Here is a 25,942-nt window from a genome sequence, read left to right as displayed (position 1 = left end):
GGCCGCCCCGGAACCGTCAACGCAAACCAGCGAAACGAAACAGAAAGGAGACGCAGCGCGCGCGAGGCGCGTCGGTCAGTCGGCCTTTGCGACGTTGCTCGCACCGTCGAAAATCGACACGGAAGCAGGCAGCTTCCACTTCGCGATCAACTGACGATAGGTGCCTTGCGCGACCACTTTCGCGAGCGCGTCCTTGAGCGCGCCCGCCATCGCCGTGTTGCCCTTCGCGACGGCGAAGCCGATCGTGGTGGTCTGCTCGAATTCGGGGCCGACGGCCTTGTACGTGTCGGGCACTTCGGCGAGCAATTGCACGGTGCCGGGCGTGGAGTTGTAGATCGCGTCGGCGCGGCCCTGGCGCAGGCTCAGCGCGGCGTCCTGCGCGGTCGGCAGCGTCATGACGTTCGGCGCGGTCTTGCCTTCCGCCGTGCAGCGTTTGGCGTCGGCGCGCGCGTAGGTTTCCTCGATGCCGCCGAGCGTGACGGCCACGTTCTTGCCGCACAGCGAGTCGTCGCGGCCCGTGATCTTCGCGGGATTGCTCTGCTGCACGATGATGCGGTCGCCCACGCGCAGATAGGGCACGAAATCGACCTGCGCGCTGCGGGCGGGCGTGATGTACATCGCCGAATTGATCAGGTCGATGCGGCCGCCTTGCAGCGCCGGAATCAGGCCGCTGAACTGCATGTTCTGCGGCGCGGGTTCGAGCTTCATCTCCTTGGCGACGGCTTGCGCGAGGTCGATGTCGAAGCCGGTCAGCGCGCCGCTGCGCGTGAATTCGAACGGCGCGAAGGTGGCCGCGACGCCGTAGGTCAGCTTGCCCGAATCGAGCGTTTTGACAGCGTCGGCCGCCGACGCGGCGGGCGCGGCGAGCGCGCAGCACAGCGCGGCGGAGGCCACGAGGGCCGGAAGAACGGGAACGGCGCGGACAGCGGAAAGGGCGGAAAAAGAGAAAAAGGGCAAGCGTGCGTTCATGGCGGGTCCTGTTGGCGGGAATCGTGTTTTGCTTGAGTTGTACAAATTTATACAAACGTGAAAAATGCACGTCAAGCGAGAATTTAAAAACCCGTCCTCGTGTGGCCTTGAAATCACATGAATTTTTTATGCGAAGCGCGCGCGGTGGTTTGTATTTTTATCGCACAGTTGTACATAGCGGGCCGCAGAAAAGAACAATCGCGTGCAGGCGCACACACGCTGCGCCGGCTACTGCGCGAGCGTTTTGGCCAGCGCGGCGAGCAGGTTCGGACGCTCGGGATCGGCGTCGGCGAGCAGCACGATCTCGCGCTCATAGGCCGCGCCCGGCAGCGCGATCACGCGGCAATCGCCCGCGAAACGCTCGATGCCCGACCAGCGCGGCACGAGCCCGACGCCCATGCCGTCCGCGACCAGCATCGCGATGGCTTCGAGCGCGTCGAGGTCGCAGAGCACGGCCGGTTCCGCACCCTGATCGGCGAGCCAGCGCGTGGCGAAGCGGCCGCCCCACGCGTTCGGGTCGTAGCGGATATAGGGCCGCTCGGCCAGCAGTGCGAGCGGCGTGCCGCGCGCTTTCTTGGGCGCGAGCATGACGAGCGGTTCGCGGCGCAGCGCGGTGGCGCGCAGCGTTTTCGGCAAGTCGAACGGCGGCGCGACCGTGATGGCCGCATCGATCTGGCCCGCCTGCAACTGCTGGAACAGGCTCTGCGAGGTGCCGGGCGCGATGGCGAGCCGGGCCTTCGGCGCGTCGCGTGTGAGCGCGCGCAGCGCGGCGGGCAGCATGCCGGTGAGCGCCGTGGAAATCGCGCCGACCCGCAGCGTGCCGCTCAGGCCGTCGCGATCGGCGTCGCCGCCGAGCAGGGCCGCGTCGCGCACCAGACGGCGCGCGCGCGGCAGCAGCGCGAGACACGCGGGCGTGGGCTGCGCCGTGTGGCCGCGCCGCGACAGCAGCGCAAAACCGAGTTCGCGTTCGAGCGCCTGCACGCGCTGGCCCATCGCGGCCGCCGTGACGTGCTCGGTGCGCGCCGCGTCGGCGATCGACCCGCAATCGACGATGGCGATCAGGCTCTTGAGATAGCGCGTTTCCAAAAGTTTTCCTTTCGATGCATAAAAAAATCCATGCTATCTCTTTTGAAGTCGCGCTGCTACGCTCGCTTCCATTCTTTCCCGCTTTCGTCCCGCTTCCTTCTGCTACTGGAACGCTCATGCACACCGCTTTTCACCTCGCTTATCACGTCCGCGATCTCGACGCCTCGCGCGCCTTCTACGGCGATCTGCTCGGCTGCCAGGAAGGCCGCAGCACCGACACGTGGGTCGATTTCGACTTCTTCGGCCATCAGATTTCGCTGCATCTGGGCGAGCCGTTTCCGGTCACGAACACGGGGCGCGTCGGCGACCGCTGGGTGCCGATGCCCCATCTCGGCCTCGTGATGGACATGCCCGACTGGCGCGCGCTCGCCGACCGCCTGAGCGCGAGCGGACTCGAATTCGTAATCGAGCCGACGATGCGTTTCGAAGGCCAGCCCGGCGAGCAGGCCACGATGTTCTTTCTCGATCCGTGCGGCAATCCCATCGAGGTGAAGGGCTTCGCGAATCTCGGCAAGGTGTACGCGAAATGAGGCGCGTGCTGCCGTTCATCACGCATCCCGATTACGCGTTCACGGCGCAGTGGCGGGCCGCGTTGCAGGCGGCGATGCCGCAGGAAACGCTCGTCGCGCTCGACGACATGAGCGAGGCCGAGCGCGCGCAATGCACGGTCGCGATCGTCGCGAATCCGCGTCCCGAGGACTTGCGTCGGCTGCCGAATCTGCGCTGGGTGCATAGCGTGTGGGCGGGCGTCGAGCGCCTCGTCGCCGATCTCGCCGACATGCAGTTGCAGATCGTGCGCCTCGTCGATCCGCAACTCGCGGACACGATGGCCGAAGCCGTGCTCGCGTGGACCTACTATCTGCATCGCGACATGCCGCGCTACGCGGCGCAGCAGGCGGCGCGCACGTGGCGCGCGCAGGATTACGTGCGGGCGCAGGACAAGACGGTGTCGCTATTGGGATTGGGCGCGCTGGGCGAGGCGGCGGCGCGGCGTCTGCTCGCGGCGGGTTTCAAGGTGCGCGGCTGGAGCCGCACGCGCAAGGCGATCGACGGCGTGCAGTGTCATGCGGGCGAGGACGAACTGGCGGCGATGCTCGGAGAGACCGATATCCTCGTGTGCCTGCTGCCGCTGACGCCGCAGACGGCGGGGATCGTCGATGCGAAACGGCTGGCGCAATTGCCCGCACACGCGTCGCTGATCAACTTCGCGCGCGGCCCGATCGTCGACGATACGGCCTTGCGCGCGGCGCTCGATCGCGAGGCGCTCACGCATGCGGTGCTCGATGTGTTCGCCACCGAGCCGCTGCCCGCTGAAAGCTGGCACTGGGCGCATCCGCGCGTGACGGTGCTGCCGCATATCTCCGCGCCGACCGACCGCTCGACGGCCTCGCGCATCGTGGCGGCCAATATCGCGGCGTATCGCGAAAGCGGGGCGATTCCGCCTTGCGTGGATGCGGCGCGCGGGTATTGAACGCTAACTGAGCGTTAACTGGGCGTTCGCTGAACGTTCGCGCAATGCGCAGCGGGCCGGTCGAGCTTGATGCTTCGACCGGCCCGCTGTGTTTGCATTGTTCTTTTACGCGCGCTGCGCCTTGTCCATCGGCACGATCACGCGCACCCACAAACCGCCTTCCGGGTGATCGCCGATCTTGAGCTTCGCGTTGCACAGGCGCGCGAGGCGGCGCACGATCGAGATGCCCATGCCCCAGTGCTTGCCGAGGCCGAGACTCGCGGCGCGCGCGGCGAGCGACGGCGCGGCCAGCGCGCCCTCGTCGGGCAGATTCGCGCCGACGCCCGTGCCGTGATCGCGCACGCTCAAGGTCCACGAGCGCGGGCCGCGCGCCGTGCAGATTTCGACCGGCGGCGCGCCGTGCGCGAGCGCGTTGCCCACGAGGTTATCGACGAGACGCACGAGCGCCGTGCGCGGCAATTCGAACGCGTCGCCCGCTTCGAGATGCAGCACGATGCGCGCATCGCTGGCGTTCGCGCCGTAGATGAAGCGGTCCTTCAAATAGGCTTCGACGCCCACGGGCGCATGATTCGCGCCGCCGCCCGCCGTATCGGCGAACTGGCGCGCGAGGTCCTGAAAGAGATCGATGTCCTCGACGAGCGCGACACGCAGATTCCAGCGCGCCCCGTTCATCGCATAGGCGCGCAGCCGCGCCGCGTGCGTTTCGATCTGGCGCAGAAAGGCGGGGAAGGTCGTGGAGCGATCCTGAGCGGCGCCGCTGCGGCGGCACAGCAGATCGCCGAGCGCGCGGGCCAGGCCGTGCAGTTCGCGCAGGCTGTCGAACGCGGGCGGGGCCGAAGGCGCGGACGCCGATGAAGTCGTGGAAGTGACGGACGCCGCGCAGCACGTCGACGCGCGCAAGGCCGCCGTCAATTCGCGCAGATCGTCGCGGATGCGGCGCAGCCACCAGGCGCGCAGCGCGAACAGACACGCGCCGACGGCCAGCGCAAGCGCCGCGAAGCGCGCGGCGAAGTCCGCGTTGAGGCGCGCGTCGATCGAGCGCGCGAACGCCTGCATGCACGAGAGGGCCGTGGTGCAATGCGCGGTCGCGTCGCGGCTGGCCGCGGCGAGGGCGGCGTCGGCTTCCCACACGGCGTCGCGCAGACGCGGCTTCACGCTCGCGCGCAAATCGACGATATGCGGACGGATCGACACGCGCGGCGCGATGCCCGTGGATTCGGCGGAGGCGGAAAGATCGGCGCCGAGGTCGTCCTGCCAGGCGGCGGACGCGCTGGATGCGTGATCGAAGGCGGCGTCGCCGGACATGAACGGCGCGCCCGCATCGAACTGGCGCAAGCCGACCTGCACCAGCATCAGCGACGCAATCGATAGCAGCACGATCCGAACGAACACGGCGGTCACCCCTTTTTTATTGACATCGAACTTCGGGTCGACGCGGTGAGGCGCCGCCCTGAAGTAGCCGCTTTTTGGGCTATGACGGGTATTGTCCGCGATGCGCGATGATTTAAATCCGACGAAAAGCGCGGTAATTCGGGTCGTTTTCGATGCCGAGGTACGCGGATGAACGCGTTCGTGAGGTTCCGGCGAGGCGATTGAACGGCCATCGTAAGCTGAACGTCAGCCGCTTGATCGCCTTGTTCGCCTCGATCGCCTCGATCGTCCGTTATCCGCCCGCGATCAGCTTGCGCCGTGCGGCCTTCACGCGCGCGAGCCGCGCCTCGTCCCAGTCGTAGAAGCCCGCGCCGCTGCGCACGCCCACGCGCCCGGCGGCCACCTGCTCGCGCAGCACGTCGATCACGCCTTCGTCCTTGGCGAGTTCGGGCATCAGATGCGAGGAGATATCGACGAAGGTGTCGAGCCCGCCCATGTCCGCGCCCTCGAACGGGCCGACGATCCCCCAGCGCCGGCCCAGCGACGCCTTCATCACGCGGTCGACCACCTCGGGGCTCGCCGCGCCCGAACGCACGATATTGAGCGCCTCGCGCAGCACCGCGAATTGCAGGCGGTTGCCGACGAAGCCGGGAATCGACTTCGCAAGCACGACCGGCTCCATGCCGATGGCGCTCATCAGCGACTCGGTGCGCGCCGTGACGTCGGCGAGCGTGGCGCTGCCGGGCACCACTTCGACGAGCGGGATCATGTGCGGCGGATTCCAGAAATGCGCGATCACGAAGCGCTCGGGCGCGGGCAGCGCGCGGGCGAGCAGATCGGGCTCGAAGCCGCTGGTGTTGCTCGCGAGGATCGCCTCGGGCGCGAGCACCGCGCCGAGCCGCGCGTATAGCGCGTGCTTGAGTTCGAGCACTTCGGGCACGGCCTCGAAGACGAATTGCGCTTGCGCCATGACGTCGAGTGACGCGCTCGTTTCGATGCGAGAGAGGGCGGCGGCGCGCTGCGTGGCGTCGATGCGGCCCGCGTCGATCAGTTCGTCGAGCACGGCTTCGGCTTTCGCCGTCACGCCCGTGAGGCGCGCGGGATCGACATCGTGGACGATGGTGCGCAGGCCGTGCAGCGCGCATTGCGTCGCGATGCCCACGCCCATCAGGCCCGAGCCGACCACGCCCGCCGTTGTTACCGCTGCCTGCTGTGAAGCCACTGATGCTGCCACTGCCTGGTTCATGCCAATCGCCCTCCGGGCCTGAAATGCCGAATGATGTGCACGAGAAATGTGCCGAGCCGGCAAGGGTACAGGATTCTTTCGCCTAGACTGGTTCAGTCGCTCCACGGTTGCGCGAGCCTCACGCTCATGCGCGCCCGGCCTGCCACGTTTTCGCTTCGAGCGATGTCTGCCGCCTTCATCCATGTTCCATGTCGAGGGGGAAAATCACGTGAGTCCGCAACAACATGATCTGCAGTGCCCGTGCTGTAGCGGCGCCTGGCCGCGCCGCCGTTTTCTCGCCGCCGCCGCGGCGTGGGCCGCCATGCCCGCGCTCGCGCATGCGCAAAGCAGCGCCGCGAACGTGCCGTCGATTGCCTATGAGTCCGTGCCCGATCCGGTGCGCCTGCCCGTCGATCAATACTTCGGCGAATGCTCGGGCGTGGCCGTCAACTCGCACGGCCACGTGTTCGTGCTCTCGCGCGGCAACACCAGCGGCCCGGCCTATGGCGCAGCCGCCGCGCAACTGTTCGAATTCGCGCCGGACGGACGCTTCGTGCGCGAGATCGGCCAGCATCTCTATGCGTGGTCGTTCGCGCATACGGTCAAGATCGACCGTCACGACCATATCTGGGTCACCGATAAAGGCTCGGACATGGTGATCAAGTTCACGCCGCAAGGACGCGTGGAGATGGTGTTCGGCCGCAAGCAGGAAGCCGCCGACGAGGAGACCGCGCCGCTCAAGCATCCGAATCCGCCGCTGCCCGCCGAGCCGGGGCGTTTCCGCCAGGTCACCGACGTCGCCTGGGACAGCGACGACAACGCCTATATCAGCGACGGCTATATCAACTCGCGCGTCGCGAAGGTGGACAAGGACGGCAACTGGCTGAAGTCGTGGGGCGATCGCGGCACGGGACCGGGGCAGTTCCATACGCCGCACAGCATCGCCGTCGATGCGCAGAATCGCGTCTATGTGGCGGACCGCAGCAACCGGCGCATTCAGGTCTTCGACACCGACGGCCAGTTCCTGCGCCAGTTCACCATCGACGTGCCGGTGCCGCCGGGCGCGCGTCCCGCGATCGGCAATATTCCCGACGAAGCGGCGCTGGCGGCGGGCACCTTCGCGCCGGGCTCGCCGTGGGCGATCTGCATTTCGCCGGGGCCGAATCCCGTGCTCTATAGCGCCGATGCGTGGCCGGGCCGCATCTACAAGCTCACGCTCGACGGGCAACTGCTCGGCGTGCTCGGGCAGTCGGGCAAGCAGCTCAAGCAGTTCGGCTGGATTCACCAGATGGCGTGTCCCGCCGAGAACGTGCTTTACGTGGCCGAGCTGCTGAACTGGCGCGTGCAGAAGCTGGTTCTGCGCGCGTGAGGGCGAAAGGCGCCTGGGCGTGTGTCAGCGCCACGACGCCATCGACTCGAACACGCCGTCGCGGCGCACCAGCGCATGCAGGAGCGCCGCCGCGAGATGCAGCAGGATCAGCGCGAAGAAGCACAGCGCGAGAAAGCGATGCGCGTTCCAGAGCGCCGAATGCAGCGCGTTGCTGTGCGGCAGGAACGCGGGCAGGCGCACGCCGAGGATCATCACCGGATAATCGGCGGCCGAGAGCATGCCCCAGCCGATCAGCGGCAGCGCGATCATCAGCGCGTACAGCACGACGTGCGAGAGACGGGCGGCGAGCTTCATCGGTTCGGGCATGGCGGCGGGCAGCGGCGGCGCGCCGCGCACGAGCCGCAGCACGAGGCGGATCAGCGCGAGCACCAGGATCGCGATGCCGAGCGGCTTGTGGATCGAGACGAGCGTGAGGTAGTCGGGGCGCACCGTCGACACCATGCCCACGCCGATAAACAGCATCGCGAGGATGCAGATCGCCATGAGCCAATGCAGGGCGCGCTGTGCGGGACTGAAGCGGTCGTGTGCGGCGGTCATGGCGCGACTCCTTGCGCGCTGCCGCGCGGGTAGTCCTTGTCTTCGGCGGTGCGGCGGTTGAACGACACCGAGTAGGCCGCCGAGCGCGCGGCCGGGAACGGATCGTCCGAGACGTGCATGCCCGAGGGCAGCACCGTCGGGTCGAAGTTGAGGTCGCGGCAGGGGCCGTCCGCTTCGGGCTCGATGGCGGTCACGATGAGCGTGCCCGCGTCCACGGTGCGCCGGTCGGCGGGCCACGCCTGGCTCGGATCGGCGGTCGGATCGCCGGGATTGGCGACCGTGATGCGCAGCGTCCAGCGTTGCGGCGCGGCCTTCACGCGCTCGACGATATCGGTTTCGAGGAAGTTGGGCGCGAGCTGTCCGGCGTCGGCGGCGGACAGCGTTTGCGGCGCCGCTGCGGGCACGAAGGACCAGCGCACGGCATGCGACTCGCCCGCCTCGTTCGTGAAGATGAAGCTGTTCAGGCTGTTGTAGCGGTCCTGCGCGAACGACGCGGTCAGCGGCGTCTGCGACGCCCACGCGCCGAAGGCCGCGAACTCGGGATGGGCGGCGATGAAGTGTTTCATCGCGTCGGGATCGCGCTTGTTGCCCGCCGCGCCGAGCAGTTCATAGAACGCCTGCGGGGTGGCGACGGCGAAGAAGGGCGCGTCGATCATCGCCGAGCGCCACTCGCTGCGGCCGGGCGTGCCGATGCGCAAGCCGAGGCCGCGCACGTGAACGCTCGGGTCGGGCGCGTGCGGATCGGCGGTCGCGAGGTTGAAGCGGCCCGTCGCGGCGAAGGTGCCGGCGGCGAGCATCGGCGCGCTCGACAGTTGCGCGCCCGCGCCGTTCGATTCGAAGCGCCCCGTGAAGCAGATGCCCTTGGCGTGATTGCGGCGGAATCCGAGCGCGGGGCCGCCGGGCGGCGCGAAGCGGTCGACCAGCTTCGCGGGCGTGAGCCGATGCGGCGACAGCCAGCCGGCCGTCCACGCAAATGCGGCGGCCAGCGCCAGCACCACGACGGCGATCAGCGCCAGCGCGCCGAGGGGAGGCGGATTCGAGGGTGGGGTGGAGTTATTGCCAGCCATTGCACGGTCTCCTTAGCTGAGCGTTCGTGCAATCTAGCAGGTGACAAAAAAACGTGGGCGTCCGCTGTCGCGCGTGATGAAGCCCTTTTTATGCGTGCATCGCGTATCACCCTGATACGCAATCCAGAATAGACAGCCTCCCGCAGCGGTCCCAAGATGGCGCGATCTTCTTCCGCCGTCCGCCATCCGAGTCACTGCCATGAGCCCCGTGAAAAACGAAACGATCGACGCAACGATCGAACTCCGCGTCCACGATGTCGACCTTCGTCTCTCGACGATCTCGCGCACCGGCACGGGCGCGCCGATCGTGTTCCTGCACGGTTTCGGCTCGACCAAGGAGGATTACGCGGATGTCGCGCGGCTCGCGGCGTTTGCGGGGCGGCCGTTCGTGGCCTGGGACGCGCCGGGCTGCGGAGCCAGCGCGTGCAGCGATCTTTCGTCAGTCGATATTCCGCTGCTGGTCGATACGGCGCGCGCCGTGCTTGCGTGTCACGGCATCGAGCGCTTCCATCTCGTCGGTCATTCGATGGGCGGGCTCACCGCGCTCATGCTCGCCGACGCCGAGCCGCACCGCGTGCTGAGCTTCGTCGATATCGAAGGCAACGTCGCGCCGGAAGACTGCTTTCTGAGCCGCCAGATCTACACGCATCCGGGCGACGACCCGCACGCGTTCTTCGCCGATTTCATCGAACGAGCGCGCCAGTCGCCGGAATATTCGAGTTCGCTTTACGCCGCGAGTCTGAAGCACAAGGTGCGCGCGGAGGCGGTGCGCGGCATCTTCACGTCGATGGTCGAACTCTCCGATCACGGCGGCCTGATGGCGCGCTTCCTCGGTCTGCCGTGCAGGAAGATGTTCATGCTCGGCGAGCAGAACGCGCACCTTTCCTATCTGCCGCAGCTGGAGGCGGCGGGCGTGACGCTGGCGCGCATCGCGCGCTCCGGCCACTTCCCGATGTATTCGAACCCCGTGCAGATGTGGGACGAGATCGCCGCGTTCATCGGCGCGGATTGAGCGACCAGGCGCGGCCGTTCAGCCGCGCGAACTCTTGCGCGTGCCCACGCCACGCGCCCATTCGACCACGGCGTCCACCATCGGATGATGCCGCCTGGCGTTCCACGCGAGCGCCGCCGTCACCACCATCACGCGCTCCTTGAGCGGGCGGAACACCACGTTCTCCGAGGCGAGCTTGCGCATCGACGCGGGCACGAGCGCCACGCCTTGCCCGCAGCCCACATAGGCGATCTGCGACGTCACCGAACGCACTTCGTGCATCACGCGCGGGCTGAAACCGTTCGAGCGGCAAATCGCGGTCAGCAGATCGAAGTAGGCCGGACTCACCTGACGCGACGACATCACGAGCGGCTCGCCCGCGAGCGAGCGCAGACGCACGCGCGCCTGATCCGCGAGCGCATGTCCGCGCGGCACCGCGACGGCGAGCCGGTCCTCGGCCAGCGGCAGGCTCTCGATGCCTTGACCGACCGGGCCGTCGAGCCGCACGAAGGCCACGTCGAGTTCGCCGTTTTCGAGCGCGGGAATCGCCTCCGCGCTGTCGATCTCGCGCACGAACACGCTCAGATGCGGATAGTCGCGCCTGAGTGCGCCTTGCAGCGCGGGCACCGTATCCAGCATCGCCGACGTGATCGCGCCGATCTGCAAGACGCCCGACTGCCCCGACGCCACTTCGCGCACCGCGCGCTCCAGCCGCTCGACCTGATCGGCGAACTGGCGCACGGCGGGCAGGATGGCCGCGCCCGCCGGGCTCAGCTGCGTGCCGCGCCGCGAACGCTCGAACAAGGTCATTTTCAGCGACTGTTCCAGCACCTTGATCTGCTCGGTCAAGGGCGGCTGCGACATGTTCAGCCGCTGCGCCGCGCGGCCGAAATGCTTTTCTTCGGCGACGGCCAGAAACATCCAGAGCTGGCGGATCAGCCGGAAATCGATCGTGCTCATGCGTTGCCTCTCGTGGTTCCGCGTTCATCGACAGGCCGGCAATAGACCACGTTCGCGTGGCGCCGGCTAATTCGACAAACGTATCACAGCCATACCGGATCGCGAATTTACAGATCAACACGACGACGCGACGATGGCGGCATTGCTCCCAACGATGAATCTCGCCATGAAGCCGACCAGCACGCCGACTACCACGCTCGACCGCCTCGCCTCGCTCGATTCCAACACGGTTTCCGACGCGCTCGATTTTCTCGAACTGCCGGGCGCGACATTCGGTCTGCGTCCGCTGTGGGACTGCCCGAAGATCGTGGGCCGCGCGAGCACCATTCAACTGGGCCCGAAAACCGACGCCGCGCCCACCGTGCACCTGATCACGCCGGTCGTCGACGCCATCCGCACCGACGACCGCGTGCTGGTGATCGGCGGCGGCCTGCCGGGCATTTCGTGCTGGGGCGACATTCTCGCGAATGCGGCCGTCGCGAAGCGCATTCGCGGCTCGATCATCGACGGCGTGAGCCGCGATATCGAGGGCAGCGAGGCCGTCGGCTATCCGGTGTTCGGGCGCGGCGTGACGATGATCAGCGCGCGCAATCGCGTGGTGCAGATCGCGTCCGGCACGCCGGTGGAGATCGCGGGCGTGACGGTCCACGAGGACGACTACGTGATCGCCGACCGCTGCGGCACGGTGTTCGTGCCCGCCGCGCAGATCGACGCCGTGCTCGATCTCGGCGAGCGCATCGCGCGCCGCCAGGACGGCATGGTCGCCGCCGTGCGCGCGGGCCGTTCGGTCGCGGACGTCATGCACGACAAGGAATTCGAAGCCATTCGCGCTCGCTGAATCACCCTCACCCAGGATCGCAAACATGAAAAATCCCCGCGAAGCCCGCGCCGAAGACCAGGCGCTGGTCGCCCTGTTCGACGGTCTCGACACGCCCGGCGTCTCCGACGCCATGGACAAGCTCGGCCTGCACGGCCAGGCGCTCGGCATTGCGCCGCTCGCCGACTACGCGAAGCCGGTCGTCGGCCCCGCATTCACGGTCAAGTACGTGCCTGCCACGGTGCCCGCGGGAACCGTGGGCGATTTCATCGACGATGTGGCAGAGGGCGATGTCGTCGTGATCGACAACGACGGCCGCACCGATTGCACCGTCTGGGGCGACATCCTCACGCAGTACGCGGGCTTGCGCGGGATCGCGGGCACGGTGATCGACGGCGTGTGCCGCGACGTCAACAAGGCGCTCGGCGACGGCTATCCGCTGTTCACGGCGGGCCGCTTCATGCGCACCGGCAAGGACCGCGTGCAGGTGGAGGCGGTGAACGCCACGGTCTCAGTCGGCACGGTGCGCGTGGCGTCGCGCGATATCGTGATCGCCGATGCCAACGGCGTGGTCGTGGTGCCGCGCGAGCGCGCGCGCGAAGTCGCGGACACCGCGCGGCAGATCGAAGCCGTCGAGAGCCGTATCCGCGAACGCATCGCGCAAGGCGCGACGATACGCGAAGCGCGCGCCGAACTCGGCTATCACACCCTGCAACGGAAGGCATGATGACGAACGCCAGCACGCCATACGATCACGCCGCGCTCGAACAGGCGCGGCGGCTCGGCACGTCGACGCTCTTCGAGGCGTCGGGTATCGCGACCGCGTCGGTCGATCCCGCGATCCGCACGGTCTGGACGGGCGCTGCGGTGGCGGGCGCCGCGTATCCGCTCGAATGCGCGCCCGGCGACAACCTCGCCATCCACATCGCGATGGAGCGAGCGCCGCGCGGCTGCGTGCTCGTGGTGTCGGCGGCGGGCTTCGTCGCGGGCTATTGGGGCGAAGTGCTCACGGTCGCGGCGCAGGCGGCGGGCGTGGCCGGGCTCGTGATCGACGGCGGCGTGCGCGATATCGCGGCGCTCGCGGCGCGGCGCTTTCCGGTGTTCGCGCGCGGCATCTCGGTGCGCGGCACGCGCAAGGACAGCGCGCCTTCGGTCGGCTTGCCGATGCATCTCGCGGGCACGCCGGTCGCGCCAGGCGATCTCGTCGTCGCCGACGACGACGGCGTGATCGTGATACCCGCCGCCCACGCGGCAGCGGCGCTCGCGAACGGCCAGGCGCGCGCCGACAAGGAAACGCACATGATGGCCGCGCTCGCGCAAGGCGCGACCACGCTCGATCTGCTCGGGCTCACGCAATGGAGGCAAGCCTGATGCAAGCCATCAACGCCACGCTGAACCGCTTTCTGGCCGAGGCGAAACCGTCGGCCACCTATCGCGTGATGGATCGCGTGGCCGCGCGCCGCGCCGAGGGCAAGAGCATCATCTCGCTGAGCGCGGGCGAGCCCGATTTCGACACGCCCGCGCCTATCCGCGAGGCGGGCGTGACGGCGATCCGCTGCGGGCAGACGCGCTATACGCAGGTCGCCGGTCTGCGCGCGCTGCGCGAAGCCGTGGCCGACAAGTTCCGGCGCGAGAACGGGATCGACTATGACTGGCGGCAGACGCTCGTCTGCACGGGCGGCAAGCAGGTGATCTTCAACGCGCTCGCCGCAACGCTCAACGAAGGCGACGAAGTGATCGTGCCCGCGCCGTATTGGGTGAGCTACCCGGAGATGGTGCAAGTGTGCGGCGGCCGGCCGGTGATCGTCGAATGCGGCGTGCAAAGCGGCTTCAAACTCACGCCCGCGCAACTCGATCAGGCCATCGGCCCGCGCACGCGCTGGGTGATACTCAACTCGCCGTCGAACCCGACCGGCGCGGTGTACAGCCGCGCGGAACTGCAGGCGCTGGCCGGGGTGCTGCTCGCGCATCCGCACGTGATGGTGCTATCGGACGATATCTATGAGCACCTGATTTTCGACGGCCAACCGTTCTTCACGATGGCGCAGGTCGAACCGCGCCTGCGCGAACGCGTGCTGACGATGAACGGCGTGTCGAAGGCGTATGCGATGACGGGCTGGCGGATCGGCTTCGGCGCGGGACCCGATTGGCTGATCGACGCGATGGAGAAATTGCAGGGCCAGCAGACCTCGGGCGCGTCGACGATTTCGCAATATGCGGCGCTTGCCGCGCTCACGGGCACGCAGGATTTCGTCCGCGAATCGCGCGCGGTGTTTCAGCGCCGACGCGATCTGCTGGTCGAGCGTTTGAATCGCACACGCGGGTTGCGCTGCGAGGTGCCGCAAGGCGCGTTTTATGCGTTCGCGTCGTGCGAGGCGTTGATCGGCAAGACGACGGCTGGCGGAAGGCGTCTCGCCTCGGATGAGGACGTGGTGAATGCGCTGCTGGACGAAGCGGGCGTGGCCGCCGTGCACGGCAGCGCGTTCGGGCTCGGGCCGTATATCCGCATCGCGTATGCGCTCGACGATGCCATGCTCACGCGCGCGTGCGATGCGATCGAGCGGTTCTGCGATTCGCTTTCGCCGTGAAGGAAAGCGGGGCGTGCGGCGGAGCATCGCGCACGTCCCCATGCCACGTTAGAAAATCACGTAGATCTTGCGCAGCGTTTCATCGATTTGCCAAAGACCTTCCGTATTGGCTTCGAAGAACATCGTGTCGCCGCCCTTGAAATGCAGGGTTGTTTCGCCATCGGGCGTGAAGCTGCCCGAGCCCGAAAGAAAATGCATGACTTCCGCTTCTTTCACCGAACGCCGGTACGTACCGGGCGAGCATTCGAACACGCCGGTATCGACGGCTTCCGCGCCGGGAATCACCACCTGACGGCCCGTGACGCGCGCGGGCTCCGTGCCGGGCAGGCCGGCCGTGCCCCAATCTTCGAGTTCCGCGACCTGCGCGGCTTGCTGGATCTGCTGAACTTTCACTGAATGAATTCCTGTTGACGTGAAGTGTGATCGAGACGTTGTTCGATGCGGCCGAGCCGCACGACGGTCACGCCGGGCCGCAACTGGCGCAGCGAAGGCATGACGAGCATGCAGTCATCGTAAGGCGTGCGAACCGGTTCGCCGTTCGACCAGCCGATGATCGTGCCCGCCGTATCGAAGGTTTCGAGGCCCGTATAAGGCCCGGCGAAACGAAAATCCATGCTGCTCGCCACCACCGGTTCGGTCACGCGCACGACGGTCATCTGTGTGGCCAGCGGCATGAGCCAGCCATCGGGCAGATCGCTCGCGTCGATCACGCCCGCGTGCAGCAGAAAGCGCGCGGTGCTGTCGCGCGCGACATCGACGGCGCGCTTTTCCCAATGCTGTCCGCACTCGATCAGCAGCGCGTTCTTCGCGCTGAGCGGATCGCCGAAGCCTTCGTAATCGCGCATGCGGCGGCCTTCGGGATGGCCTTCGTCGCAGATCACGGTGGCGGGCACGCCGAGTTGCGCGGCCAGCGCGATGCCCTTGTCGAGCGGTCCGGCGACGATCAGCGGCGCGCTCTTTTCGTGCATCGAATGCAGATCGAGCAGCAGATCGACGCTGTCGATCACCGGGCGCATCGCGCGCGCGCGATCGAGTTCGGACGAGCGGCGCGCGGTGTCGTCGAGCGTGGCGGAAGTCCAGACGCGGTTGAAGTCCTGATCGACGAAACGCGCCTTGTCGGGCTGCGCGGGATCGAAGCTCGCGTAGGCGTCGACATTCGCGAACGCCAGCGTGAGACGGCCACGGCGCGGGCGTAGCTGCGCGCGCAACAACGCATCGACGACGATCGCGCCGCACACTTCGTTGCCGTGCGTGAGCGCGTTCACCATCACATGCGGACCGGGCACGCCGGAGTCGAACGTATGCACGTAGGCGATGCCGGTGTTGCTCTCGGCGTGCGCCGCGATGTCGGGGAACGCGACTTCGATCGGATAGGCGTCCATGCTCATGCGAGACCTCCCTGGCAGAGATATTTGATCGACAGATAATCGTCGAGACCGTATTTCGAGCCTTCGCGGCCATAGCCCGATTCCTTCACGCCGCCGAACGGCGCGGCCTCGGACGCCAGCGCGCCTTCGTTGATGCCGACGATGCCCGCTTCGAGCGCGCCGCTCACGCGTTCGATGCGGCGCAGGTCCTGGCTGTAGAAATAAGCGGCGAGACCGAACGGCGTGTCGTTGGCGGATTCGATTGCTTCGCTTTCCTGATCGAATGCGAACAGCGGCACGACCGGACCAAAGGTTTCCTCGCCGCACAGCGCCATCGCGTGCGTGGCGAGGCCGAGCACGGTGGGCGCGTAGTAGTGCGGGCCGAGCGCATCGAGGCGCTTGCCGCCCACGAGGACGCTCGCGCCGTGTTCGACGGCGTCGTCTACGTGACGCGCGATCTTGTCGACGGCGCGCGCGTTGATCATCGGACCGATCTGCGAAGCCGGATCGCTTGCCGGTCCCACGCGCAATTCGGCGACGCGCGCGCACAATCGCGCGGCGAACGCGTCGTAGACGCCGCGCTGCACGTAGACGCGGTTCGGACACACGCAGGTCTGGCCGCCGTTGCGGAACTTGGCGGCGAGCAGGCCTTCCACGGCGGCGTCGAGATCGGCGTCGTCGAACACGATGAAGGGCGCGTTGCCGCCGAGTTCGAGCGAGAGCTTCTTGAGCGTGCCCGCCGATTCGCGCGCGAGATGCTTGCCCACGGGCGTCGAACCGGTGAAGGTGATCTTGCGCACGCGCGAGTCGGCGAGCCAGGCGTCGACGGTGTTCGGCGTCTCGGCGCGCGACGCCGTCACGAGATTGAGCACGCCGGGCGGCACGCCCGCGTCATGCGCGAGTTGCACGAGCGCGAGCGCGGTGAGCGGCGTATCTTCCGCAGGCTTGCCGACCACGGTGCAGCCGGCGGCGAGCGCGGGTGCGATCTTGCGGGCGATCATCGCGAGCGGGAAATTCCACGGCGTGATCGCGGCGACCACGCCCACGGGTTCTTTCACGGCGCTCATGCGTTTGCCGCGCTGCTGCATGGGAATCACGTCGCCATAGATGCGCGTGGCTTCGTCGGCGAACCACGCGACATACGACGCGCCGTAAGCGACTTCGCCGCGTGCTTCGGCGAGCGGCTTGCCTTGTTCGAGCGAGATCAGCGCGGCGAGCGCCGCTTCGTTCGCGACGATGGCGGCGTGCCAGCGGCGCAGGATCGCGGCGCGCTCTTTCGGCAGCGTCGCGCGCCACGCGGGGAAGGCGAGCGAGGCGGCGTCGGCGGCTGCGCGCGCGTCGGCGGCGCTGCTTTGCGCGACCTCGGCAATCGTGCGGCCCGTGGCGGGATCGGTGACGGCGAAACGCTCGCCGCCTTGCGCGGCCAGCCATTGGCCGCCGATGAAATTGTCCGTGCGAATCAACGCGCGGGCGGACGCTTCGAGATCGAGACTCATGCGCGTGTTTCCGTTTTGAAAATACTTAGGATGCCTAGTAACCTAGCTGGCGATCGATCAGGCCGATCATCGGCTCGCCCGCGCGCAGGCGGCGCAGGTTGTCGAGCAGGCTGTCCACGGCCGTGTCGGGCCGCGTGGCGCTGGCGATATGCGGCGTGATGCGCACGCGCGGCTGGGTCCAGAGCGGATGTTCGGGCGGCAGCGGTTCGGGGTCGGTCACGTCGAGGACGGCGTTGCGCAACTGGCCGCGCGCGAGCGCATCGAGCAGATCGTCGGCGATCAGTTGCGGACCGCGCCCCACATGCACGAGCGACGCCCCGGCGGGCAGCGCGTCGAACACGCGGCGCGAGAGCAGGCCGCGCGTGGCGTCGGTGAGCGGCAGCAGGCAGACGAGCACGTCGGTGCGTGCGAGAAACGCGTCGAATTCGTCCGCGCCCGCGTAGCAGCGCACGCCGTCGAGCGTATGCGCGGAGCGGCTCCAGCCCGCGCAATCGAAACCGAACAGCCGCAGCCGTTCGAGCACGGCCACGCCGAGCATGCCGAGACCGAGCACGCCCACACGGCGCTCGCGCGCGGGCGTGAGCGGCAGCGGTTTCCATTCACGCGCGCGCTGCGCGAGTGCGTAATCGAACAGATCGCGGTGAATCGCCAGCACGGCTTCGGTCACGTACTCGACCATGCCTTCGACGATGCCCGGCTCGATCATGCGCACGACCGGCAGATGCGCGGGCACGCTCGCGAGATCGAGTTGATCGACGCCCGCGCCCACCGAAAACACCGCTTCGAGATTGGGCAGCGTGCGCGCGAGATCGCCGGGATTCCACGCGACCAGATAGCGGACCGCAGCCGGATCGCCGATGTCGGGCCAGACGCGAAACGGCAAGTCGGGCGCACGCTGCGCGAACAGCGCCGCCCACTGCGCGCCGCGCACCGGATCGGCCTTGTAGAGCACCGTCATGGCGCGTCAGGCCATCGCCTGATTGATGATGCCGTAGGCGCGCCAGGCCGCGTCCGGCTCGCCGCTGTGCTGCGCGGCGCTCGCGTTGCGCACCATCTTGACGACCGAATCCACCGGCACGAGGCCGACCGTCGGCAGCCAGCTTTCGATGCCCGCGCCGGCCGGGACGTCGATGCGCACGAAACCGCCCACATGTTGCGTGAGCCAGTGCGAAACGAGCGCCTTGGCGCGCACGTCGTTGTCCGAAGGCGCAGCGACCACCGGGCCGATGGCGTAACCGCGGCCGAAGCGGCGCGCGAGCGCGAAGCCCGTAATCGCGCCGTCGCGTTCGAGCACGACACCGCCTTGCGCGACCGCGAGCAGGGCGGGCAGCGTGGCGCTGCGGTCGAGGCCGCAGCCGCGCGAGGCGAGATCGACGAGCGTCGGCAGATCGGCGGGCGTGACGGCACGCAGCGTTTCGCCTTGCGGCAGCACGACGGCGGGCGCCTGCTCGACGGTGCCTTGATGTTGCGTGAGGCCGCCGCACGCCGCGAAGCCGAGCTTCTCGTAGAGCGGCTGACCGGCGGGCGTGGCGTGCAGGAAGGTCACGCGCTCGCCGAGTTCTTCGAGCACGAGTTCCATCAGCTTGCGGCCGATGCCGCGTCCCTGCTGATCGGGCGAGACGATCACCATGCCGAGCGTCGCGCGGTCGGCGCCGAACTTCCAGCACAGCGCCGTCCCGATCACGACGTCGTTATCGACGGCGACGAAGCCGGTGCCCGCCTCGTAGGCGAAGCGCCAGTCTTCGGGACGATGCGGCCAGCGCACGGCCACGGAGAGACCGTGGGCGGCGTCGATGTCGTCGGCGCTGAAACGGCGGTAGTGAAGGTCGGGCTTGACGGCGGATTCGGACACAGCGGACTCCTGTATAACGGCGCGGACGGCCTGTTCAGATTCGACTGTCGCATGCGGCTCGCGGGCTTCATAGGATGATCTTCCTGACTTGAGCGTGCGCAAGCGGCGACAGCGCGCGACTTTTTTATTGTTCATCGCATTCAAGAAAGTTTCAATATAATGAGTGACATTGTGCGTGCTTTCACTATCACGCAGCGTGCTTGTCGTGTCGCTGCGATGCACCGAAACCGTGCGCCGGCGTTGGGGAACGAACCGGTTTTGCGCGTCCGGCACCGAATTCAACAGGAAACTCATGCGAACCCAGTCCAGCAAGAAAGTTGCGGTGTTGCCTAGCCACGCCGATGTCGGCGCCCGGCTGCGCGCGCTGCGCAACGCGCGCGGCCTGTCCGTCAATGAACTCGCGCTGCGCGCGGGCGTCTCGGTCGGCACGGTGAGCCAGGTCGAGCGCAACAAGGCCAATCCGTCCGTGCGTATTCTGGAGCGTCTGCGCCAGGCGCTCGATGTGCCCTTGAGCGCGCTACTGGAAGAAGACGATGCACCGTCCGATCCGCTCACGGGCGATTTCGTGCGCCGCTCGGCGGAGCGTCCGCTGTTCGAGGTCGGCAAGAACGGCATGCAGAAGGAACTGCTTTCGCCGCACGGCGAGCACGATCTGCAGATGATGGTCATCATGCTGCCGGCGGGCTCGGGGTCGGAGGAAGTGCTCGTGGGCGTCGGCGAGAAATGCGGCCTTGTGATGGAAGGCACGGTGATCCTGAACGTGGGCGATCAGCGCGCGGAATTGCGTGCGGGCGACAGCTTCCAGTTCAAGAGCACGGTCCCGCATAGCGTGCGCAATGAAAGCAGCAAGACGGCGCGGCTGTTGTGGATCATGAACACGCGCCCGCCGGTCATTCATCTTTAAGCCTTCTCTGGCGGCGCCGCTTATCGCTTGTATCGGCGCCGCGTCTCAGCAGTTCTTTCTTTTTCCCCTTCGTTTCCCCTTCCTGAACGCGCTCCTGTACACGCGCTGCGCGATCTTCAGTCCGTTCATTCTCTTTGCCGCTCGATTGCTGCCTCCTTTAAGCGGCTGAACGCGCGCGCTATCGTTTTTCATTCCTCTGTCGATTGCCGGTGTCTAACCTGCTAAGCGCGCATGAATCGAGTTGAGTCGAATCGCCGCTACGGGTTAGCCCTGGCCCGATTCTCGCGTAAGCAAAGCGCATGAGCATGCTTTTCGCAGAATTATTTTTGATCACTAGCCAAGCCTCGTCTGTTCACTATAATGAACTTCAATGCGTGGTTGTTCATTTTGCCGCTGAGGCAGCGAACCACCACTTGCTGAAGCGGCGACGCCGCGCACGCAACGACTCGCGAGCGCGCCATCGCCGGGCTAACCGGTTTTCGAACAGGCTGAGCATGACTACTCCGTCGCTGGATTTCGATCCGTCCGCAATCGCGCTGCCGCAAGGTCATTTCATTGGCGGCGCGTATTACCAGACCGATGAAACGCCGATCGCCGTGCATCGTCCCTCGGATGGCCGTCTGCTCGGTTACGTGCCGGATGCGTCGGCGCAGACCGTCGATTACGCGGTGTCGAACGCGTTGCAGGCCTGGAAGACGAGCGGCTGGGGCACGCGCTCGCCGCGCGAACGCGCCCGTGTGCTCACGCGCTGGGCGCAACTGATCGACGAGAACGTGGTCGCGCTGGCGCAGCTCGAAGCGGTCAGCTCCACGCGTCCGGTCGCGGAGGCGTATGCGTCTGACGTGCCGTTCACGGCGGAAGCGATCCGCTTCTTCGCGGAACTCGCGGACAAGCTCGGCGGCGACATCGCGGCGACGCGTCAAAGCAGTCTCGGCTTCGTTGCATCGGAGCCCTATGGTGTGATCGGCGCGATCACGCCGTGGAATTTCCCGCTCTCGATGTGCTCGTGGAAATGCGGTCCCGCGCTCGCGGCTGGCAACGCCGTCGTGCTGAAAGCCTCGGAAATGACGCCGTTTTCCACGCTGCGTCTCGCGGAACTCGCGATCGAAGCGGGCATGCCGCCCGGCATTTTCAATGTCGTGAACGGACGCGGTGCAACCACCGGTTCGGCCATCACGCGTCACCCCGATATTTCGAAGGTGAGTTTCACCGGCTCGACGCGCACCGGCGCGGCGATCATGAGCGAAGCCGCTTTTCACGGCACCAAGCCGGTCACGCTCGAACTCGGCGGCAAGAGCCCGCAACTCGTGTTCGCGCAAGTGCCGGACCTCGCGCACACGGCGCGCTGCGTGGCGCGCGGCTTCACCGCGAACGGCGGCCAGGCCTGTGTGGCGGGCACGCGCCTGATCGTCCACAAGCAGATTGCCGAGCCGCTGATCGACGCCGTGCAGCGCGAACTCGCAGGCATCGCGCCGGGCGCGATGTGGTCGAGCGCCACGCGCTATTCGCCGATCATCAGCGCCGCGCAGGCGCAACGCATCGCCACGCTGATCGACGAAAGCCGCGCGCAGGGCGCGGAAGTGCTGTGCGGCGGCGGCTTTTTCGAAGGCACGGACGACGGCTGGTTTCATCGCCCGACGCTGCTCGCAAACGTCACCGACGACACCCCCGCGGTGCGCGAGGAATTGTTCGGCCCGGTGCTCACGGTGCAGACCTTCGAGGACGAAGAGGAAGGCATCGCCATGGCGGCGCACCCGACCTACGGTCTCGCGGCGGGCGTGCATACGAGCGACATCGGTCAGGCCATGCGCGCGATGCGCCGCATCGCGGCGGGCACGGTCTGGATCAATCGCTATGGCCGCAGCGGCGACATGATCATTCCGACCGGCGGCTTCAAGCAGTCGGGCATCGGCAAGGATCTCGGCCGCCAGGCGCTCGAGGCCAGCATGCGTCACAAGAGCGTGCTGATCGACTTCGACACCGCCTGATCTGCGCGAGTTTTCGTTTCAACTTCGCCGTAGGGGCGCACGATCCGTGCAGCGTTCATTTCAGTGAACACGGATTGCGCGCAGCGCTTCACAGGAAACTTCGACACCCCGGGCCGCGCCGATTTCGTCAGCATGACTGATTAGTTGGCATTCATGCGCAGCTCGCCGTTCTCACTTGAATTGAGCCTGAAAAACAGGTTCGCCACGACGACAGGATGCAGACCATGATCGATTTCGAGCCGAAGTACATCACCTTCGACTGCTACGGCACGCTGACCAACTTCCAGATGGGCGAGACCGCGCGCCAGCTCTACGGCGACAAGCTCGATGCCGCCAAGATGAACGAGTTCGTGGAGTTTTTCCGCGGCTATCGTCTGGACGAAGTGCTCGGCGCATGGAAGCCGTATCGCGACGTGGTGGTGAATTCGATTCGCCGTACCTGCGAGCGCACGGGCGTGCCGTTCGAGGAAGCGACCGCGCTGAAGATCTACGACGCGGTGCCCACGTGGGGCCCGCACCCGGACGCGCCGGAAGGTCTCTCGCGTCTCGCGTCGAAATACAAGCTCGTGATTCTTTCGAATGCCGCCGACGAGCAGATCGACAGCAACGTCGCCAAGCTCGGCGCGCCGTTCCACAAGGTCTACACGGCCCAGCAGGCGCAGGCGTACAAGCCGCTGCGCAAGGCCTTCGAATACATGTTCGACCAGCTCGACTGCAACCCGGAAGACGTGCTGCACGTGTCGTCGAGCTTCCGTTACGACCTCATGACGGCCTACGACATGGGCATCAAGCACAAGGCCTTCGTGAATCGCGGCCACGAGCCGCTCACGCCGTATTACCAGGTCAACGAAGTCAAGAGCCTGCCGCATCTCGCGGAACAGCTCGGCCTGTAATCGCGGTCTGTCCGCCCAGCCAACTCCTTGCACTCACCGTCGGTCATCAGGAACGCAACACGATGAAGCTCGATTCGTACTGGCTCGATACCGCGCCGCGCTTGACGAAGCCCGCCCAGGGGCCGCTTGCCGGCTGCGTGGACGTGGTCGTGGTGGGCGGCGGTTTTACGGGGCTGTCGGCGGCGCTGGCGCTCGCGAAGCGCGGGCACTCGGTGGCCGTGCTGGAGGCGGGCCGCATCGCGGGCCAGGCGTCGGGCCGCAACGGCGGGCATTGCAACACGGGCGTCGCGCAGGACTATGCGGCGCTGTCCGCGAAGCTCGGCAAGGAGCGCGCGTCGCTGTTCTATCGCGCTTACGCCGAAGCCGTGAAGTCGGTCGCGCAGATCGTCGAGGAAGAACAGATCGACTGCGATCTGCGCAAGAGCGGCAAGATCAAGCTCGCCGCGAAGCCGCATCACTATGCGTCGCTGGCGAAGACGTTCGAAGCGCTCAAGCGCGATGTCGATCAGGATGTCGAACTGATTTCGCGCGAGCGAATCCGCGACGAGATCGCATCGGACGGCTTTTACGGCGGCCTCGTGCAGCACAACGGCATGCAGCTGCATATGGGCAAGTTCGGCGTGGGTCTGGCCGAAGCGGCGGTGCGTCACGGCGCACAGATCTTCGAGGACACGCCGATGGTCGGCCTCAAGCCGCTCGGCGGCCACGCCTACGAAGTGCAATGCGAGCGCGGCACGCTGCGCGCCGACCGCGTGCTGCTCGCCACGGGCGCTTCGCAAAGCGGGCCGCTGCAATGGTTCCGCCGCCGCATCGCGCCGGTCGGCAGCTTCATCGTCGTGACCGAGCCGCTGGGCAAGGAACGGCTCGACGCGCTGCTGCCCACGCGCCGTTCGTATGTGACGACGCGCCAGATCGGCAACTATTTTCGTCCGACGCACGACGACCGTTTGCTGTTCGGCGGCCGCGCGCGCTTCGCGATGTCGAATCCGCGCTCCGACGAAAAGAGCGGCCGCATCTTGCGTGACGGCATGCTCCAGTATTTTCCGCAGCTCGCCGACGTGCGCCTCGATTACTGCTGGGGCGGTCTCGTCGACATGACGGCCGACCGGCTGCCGCGCGCGGGCGAGCACGAAGGTTTGTTCTATTCGATGGGCTACAGCGGCCACGGTGTGCAGATGTCGGTGCACATGGGCCGCGTGATGGCCGATGTGATGTTCGGCGCCGCCACGCGCAACCCGTGGCGAGCGCTCGAATGGCCTGCGATTCCCGGACATTTCGGGCGCGCGTGGTTTCTGCCGCTCGTCGGCGCGTATTACCGGTTGCAGGATGTGCTTCATTGAGCCGATGCCAAGCGCCGACACTTTCACGGCGCAGCGCAAATAGTCAAGACTCTCCACAAGGAAACCAGACCATGTCGCGTACCACCCTTGCATTCGCCGCCGCTTCCGTCGCGTTCTCGCTGTTCTGCAGCGCGGCCCATGCCGATGCCCCGACGGTGACCGCCGGCTCGCCGCCGTCGAGCGCGCCGACCACCTTCCTCGACGTCAAGACGCAGAAGATCGAAGGCATCATGCCCGACGTCGTGCGCGAGATCGGCAAGCGCGAGGGCTTCGACGTGTCGTATCAGGCCGTGCCGTTCTCGGCGCTGATTCCGGCCGTGGTCTCGGGCAAGATCGACATCATCGTCGCGGGCATGACGCCCACGCCCAAGCGCGCCGAAGTGGTGGACTTCTCGCAGCCGGTCACGGCGTTCGGCGAAGGCATTATCGTGAAGGAGTCGAACAAGACCAACTACAAGTCGGTGCAGGACATGAAGGGTATGTCGGTGGGCGCGCCCACGGGCACCGATTACGGCGACCAGCTCGTCAAGCTCGGCATCTTCAAGGAAGTGAAGATGTACGACAGCCCCGCCGACATGACGCGTGACGTTGCGATCGGCCGTATCGTGGCGGGCTTCAACGACTATCCGATTCTCAAGGCGCAGGAAGCCGCGGGCGCGATGGCCGGCACGCGCGTGGACGACGATTACGTGCCGATGGAGAAGTTCGATATCGCCGTGGGCGTGAAGAAGGGCAACACGGCGCTGCTCGCGAAAGTGAACGACGCGCTCACGAAGATGAAGGCCGACGGCACGCTCGACAAGATCCTGAAGAAGTGGCACCTGGCGGGCTGATCCGCGACTGAATGACCGGAATGCGGCGCGGCCCGAAGGTTCGACCGCCGCCGTGTTCCGGCCCGGCCCGCCTTTGCGGCGCGGCGTATGACTCGCGGGCATTCCCCCGTTCGCGAACGAAAGCATAAGGCACACCATGCGTTGGAACGACATAGTCGATTTTGTCCCGATCCTGCTGCAAGGCGCGGTGATGAGCATCATCATCACGATTGGCTGCCTGCTGCTGAGCACCGCGCTGGGTCTCGTGTGGGCGCTGCTCAAGATGTCGCGCTATCCGGCGGTGGTGACGGCCGTGAGCGCGATGATCAACGTGGTGCGCGGCCTGCCGATGATCGTCCTGCTGTTCTATATTTATTTCGTCTTGCCGGACTTTCATATTGAAGTCTCGGCATTGCAGGCGAGCATTATCGGCTTGAGTTTCGGTTATTCGACCTACGTGGCGGAGATCATCCGCTCGGGTATCGAGGCCGTCGATCCGGGCCAGTATGAAGCGGCGCAATCGCTCGGCATGGGTCGCGTGAAAACGATGGTGCGCGTGATCCTGCCGCAAGCGGTGAAGGTCGCGCTGCCGCCGTACAGCAATACGCTGGTGATGATGCTCAAGGACTCGTCGCTCGCGTCCACCATCACGGTGGCGGAAATGACGCGGCAAGGCCAGTTGATCGCGGCATCGACGTTCCAGAACATCACCGTCTATACGCTCGTGGCGATCGGTTATCTGCTGATGAGCCTGCCGCTCATGAGCATGACGCGGCATCTCGAGCGCCGTTTCGGCAAGCACAAGGCGAAGAAGTGAG

General features: G+C 66.7%; 26 protein-coding genes. 14 read left to right on the top strand and 12 right to left on the bottom strand.

Annotation, left to right across the window (positions count from 1 at the left end):
- Positions 1–75 precede the first annotated feature (75 nt).
- Both U4Y88_RS11425 and U4Y88_RS11420 read right to left on the bottom strand, forming a co-directional pair.
- Complete coding sequence (locus U4Y88_RS11425) at positions 76–969, bottom strand: ABC transporter substrate-binding protein (RefSeq protein WP_321783962.1); 894 nt, start codon at positions 967–969, stop codon at positions 76–78.
- A gap of 228 nt (positions 970–1,197) precedes the next feature.
- Positions 1,198–2,055: a LysR family transcriptional regulator gene (locus U4Y88_RS11420; RefSeq protein WP_321783960.1), complete on the bottom strand. Its 858-nt coding sequence runs from the start codon at positions 2,053–2,055 to the stop codon at positions 1,198–1,200.
- 116 nt (positions 2,056–2,171) lie between these two features.
- Between U4Y88_RS11420 and U4Y88_RS11415 the strand changes: the two genes are divergently transcribed.
- Positions 2,172–2,585: a VOC family protein gene (locus U4Y88_RS11415; protein WP_224013301.1), complete on the top strand. Its 414-nt coding sequence runs from the start codon at positions 2,172–2,174 to the stop codon at positions 2,583–2,585.
- Positions 2,582–3,526, top strand: coding sequence for a glyoxylate/hydroxypyruvate reductase A (locus U4Y88_RS11410; RefSeq protein ID WP_321783959.1), 945 nt, complete (start codon positions 2,582–2,584; stop codon positions 3,524–3,526). Before U4Y88_RS11415 ends, U4Y88_RS11410 begins: the two co-directional genes overlap by 4 nt.
- A gap of 105 nt (positions 3,527–3,631) precedes the next feature.
- On the opposite strand, the gene U4Y88_RS11405 is transcribed toward U4Y88_RS11410, so the two are convergent.
- Positions 3,632–4,918, bottom strand: coding sequence for an ATP-binding protein (locus U4Y88_RS11405; RefSeq protein ID WP_321783958.1), 1,287 nt, complete (start codon positions 4,916–4,918; stop codon positions 3,632–3,634).
- 271 nt (positions 4,919–5,189) lie between these two features.
- Complete coding sequence (locus tag U4Y88_RS11400; protein ID WP_321783957.1) at positions 5,190–6,143, bottom strand: 3-hydroxyacyl-CoA dehydrogenase family protein; 954 nt, start codon at positions 6,141–6,143, stop codon at positions 5,190–5,192.
- 208 nt (positions 6,144–6,351) lie between these two features.
- Here U4Y88_RS11400 and U4Y88_RS11395 point away from each other — a divergent pair, with 208 nt between their 5' ends.
- Positions 6,352–7,491, top strand: a complete 1,140-nt coding sequence (locus U4Y88_RS11395; RefSeq protein WP_415774423.1) for a peptidyl-alpha-hydroxyglycine alpha-amidating lyase family protein — start codon at positions 6,352–6,354, stop codon at positions 7,489–7,491.
- A gap of 24 nt (positions 7,492–7,515) precedes the next feature.
- On the opposite strand, the gene U4Y88_RS11390 is transcribed toward U4Y88_RS11395, so the two are convergent.
- Together U4Y88_RS11390 and U4Y88_RS11385 are read right to left on the bottom strand one after the other, a co-directional pair.
- Positions 7,516–8,049, bottom strand: coding sequence for a cytochrome b (locus tag U4Y88_RS11390; RefSeq protein ID WP_310633201.1), 534 nt, complete (start codon positions 8,047–8,049; stop codon positions 7,516–7,518).
- Complete coding sequence (locus U4Y88_RS11385) at positions 8,046–9,116, bottom strand: catalase family peroxidase (RefSeq protein ID WP_321783955.1); 1,071 nt, start codon at positions 9,114–9,116, stop codon at positions 8,046–8,048. Before U4Y88_RS11385 ends, U4Y88_RS11390 begins: the two co-directional genes overlap by 4 nt.
- 199 nt (positions 9,117–9,315) lie before the next feature.
- On the opposite strand from U4Y88_RS11385, the gene U4Y88_RS11380 reads away from it, so the two are divergent.
- The gene (locus U4Y88_RS11380) at positions 9,316–10,128 is read left to right on the top strand and encodes an alpha/beta hydrolase (RefSeq protein ID WP_321783953.1); all 813 of its coding nucleotides are present in this window, start codon (positions 9,316–9,318) and stop codon (positions 10,126–10,128) included.
- Between the two features lie 18 nt (positions 10,129–10,146).
- On the opposite strand, the gene U4Y88_RS11375 is transcribed toward U4Y88_RS11380, so the two are convergent.
- A complete protein-coding gene (locus U4Y88_RS11375) occupies positions 10,147–11,067 on the bottom strand; it encodes a LysR substrate-binding domain-containing protein (protein ID WP_224013293.1) in 921 nt (306 codons plus the stop codon).
- A 166-nt stretch (positions 11,068–11,233) separates the two neighbouring features.
- Between U4Y88_RS11375 and U4Y88_RS11370 the strand changes: the two genes are divergently transcribed.
- The 4 genes from U4Y88_RS11370 to U4Y88_RS11355 are packed head-to-tail and all read left to right on the top strand — an operon-like array spanning position 11,234 to position 14,472.
- Complete coding sequence (locus U4Y88_RS11370; RefSeq protein WP_321783951.1) at positions 11,234–11,905, top strand: RraA family protein; 672 nt, start codon at positions 11,234–11,236, stop codon at positions 11,903–11,905.
- A 25-nt stretch (positions 11,906–11,930) separates the two neighbouring features.
- Positions 11,931–12,611: an RraA family protein gene (locus U4Y88_RS11365; protein ID WP_321783949.1), complete on the top strand. Its 681-nt coding sequence runs from the start codon at positions 11,931–11,933 to the stop codon at positions 12,609–12,611.
- On the top strand, positions 12,608–13,255 hold the full coding sequence (locus U4Y88_RS11360) for a dimethylmenaquinone methyltransferase (protein WP_321783947.1): 648 nt from the start codon (positions 12,608–12,610) through the stop codon (positions 13,253–13,255). Before U4Y88_RS11365 ends, U4Y88_RS11360 begins: the two co-directional genes overlap by 4 nt.
- Positions 13,255–14,472, top strand: coding sequence for a pyridoxal phosphate-dependent aminotransferase (locus tag U4Y88_RS11355; protein WP_321783946.1), 1,218 nt, complete (start codon positions 13,255–13,257; stop codon positions 14,470–14,472). The genes U4Y88_RS11360 and U4Y88_RS11355 overlap by 1 nt, the downstream gene beginning before the upstream one ends.
- A 48-nt stretch (positions 14,473–14,520) precedes the next feature.
- On the opposite strand, the gene U4Y88_RS11350 is transcribed toward U4Y88_RS11355, so the two are convergent.
- Genes U4Y88_RS11350 through U4Y88_RS11330 form a run of 5 tightly spaced genes read right to left on the bottom strand, consistent with a single transcriptional unit; the run spans position 14,521 to position 19,187 of the window.
- On the bottom strand, positions 14,521–14,865 hold the full coding sequence (locus U4Y88_RS11350; RefSeq protein ID WP_224013288.1) for a cupin domain-containing protein: 345 nt from the start codon (positions 14,863–14,865) through the stop codon (positions 14,521–14,523).
- Positions 14,862–15,854, bottom strand: coding sequence for a M14 family metallopeptidase (locus U4Y88_RS11345; RefSeq protein WP_321784508.1), 993 nt, complete (start codon positions 15,852–15,854; stop codon positions 14,862–14,864). The genes U4Y88_RS11350 and U4Y88_RS11345 overlap by 4 nt, the downstream gene beginning before the upstream one ends.
- Positions 15,855–15,856: 2 nt before the next feature.
- Entirely contained in the window at positions 15,857–17,335 is a 1,479-nt protein-coding gene (locus U4Y88_RS11340; protein ID WP_321783944.1) for an NAD-dependent succinate-semialdehyde dehydrogenase, read from the bottom strand.
- A gap of 34 nt (positions 17,336–17,369) precedes the next feature.
- Positions 17,370–18,293 (bottom strand): glyoxylate/hydroxypyruvate reductase A, encoded by a 924-nt coding sequence (locus tag U4Y88_RS11335; protein ID WP_321783942.1) that lies wholly within the window; start codon positions 18,291–18,293, stop codon positions 17,370–17,372.
- 6 nt (positions 18,294–18,299) lie between these two features.
- Positions 18,300–19,187, bottom strand: coding sequence for a GNAT family N-acetyltransferase (locus U4Y88_RS11330; protein ID WP_321783940.1), 888 nt, complete (start codon positions 19,185–19,187; stop codon positions 18,300–18,302).
- Positions 19,188–19,479: 292 nt separating this feature from the next.
- Between U4Y88_RS11330 and U4Y88_RS11325 the strand changes: the two genes are divergently transcribed.
- The 6 genes from U4Y88_RS11325 to U4Y88_RS11300 all read left to right on the top strand — a co-directional run bounded on the left by U4Y88_RS11325 (position 19,480) and on the right by U4Y88_RS11300 (position 25,941).
- On the top strand, positions 19,480–20,091 hold the full coding sequence (locus U4Y88_RS11325) for a helix-turn-helix domain-containing protein (RefSeq protein WP_310633212.1): 612 nt from the start codon (positions 19,480–19,482) through the stop codon (positions 20,089–20,091).
- Positions 20,092–20,585: 494 nt separating this feature from the next.
- The gene (locus U4Y88_RS11320) at positions 20,586–22,079 is read left to right on the top strand and encodes an aldehyde dehydrogenase family protein (RefSeq protein WP_310633213.1); all 1,494 of its coding nucleotides are present in this window, start codon (positions 20,586–20,588) and stop codon (positions 22,077–22,079) included.
- Positions 22,080–22,303: 224 nt separating this feature from the next.
- Positions 22,304–22,972 carry a haloacid dehalogenase type II gene (locus U4Y88_RS11315; protein ID WP_224013575.1) on the top strand — a complete coding sequence of 223 codons (669 nt, stop codon included), beginning with the start codon at positions 22,304–22,306 and terminating at the stop codon, positions 22,970–22,972.
- Between the two features lie 62 nt (positions 22,973–23,034).
- Entirely contained in the window at positions 23,035–24,312 is a 1,278-nt protein-coding gene (locus tag U4Y88_RS11310; protein ID WP_321783937.1) for an FAD-binding oxidoreductase, read from the top strand.
- A 71-nt stretch (positions 24,313–24,383) separates the two neighbouring features.
- Positions 24,384–25,145 carry a transporter substrate-binding domain-containing protein gene (locus U4Y88_RS11305; RefSeq protein ID WP_224013282.1) on the top strand — a complete coding sequence of 254 codons (762 nt, stop codon included), beginning with the start codon at positions 24,384–24,386 and terminating at the stop codon, positions 25,143–25,145.
- Between the two features lie 136 nt (positions 25,146–25,281).
- The gene (locus U4Y88_RS11300; RefSeq protein WP_224013281.1) at positions 25,282–25,941 is read left to right on the top strand and encodes an amino acid ABC transporter permease; all 660 of its coding nucleotides are present in this window, start codon (positions 25,282–25,284) and stop codon (positions 25,939–25,941) included.
- The last annotated feature ends 1 nt before the right edge of the window (position 25,942 follow it).

The sequence above is a fragment of the Paraburkholderia sp. J94 genome, from assembly GCF_905220285.1.
GTDB lineage: Bacteria > Pseudomonadota > Gammaproteobacteria > Burkholderiales > Burkholderiaceae > Paraburkholderia > Paraburkholderia tropica_A.
Note: the sequence above shows the minus strand (reverse complement) of the source record. Positions and strands in the feature narration are given on the sequence as shown.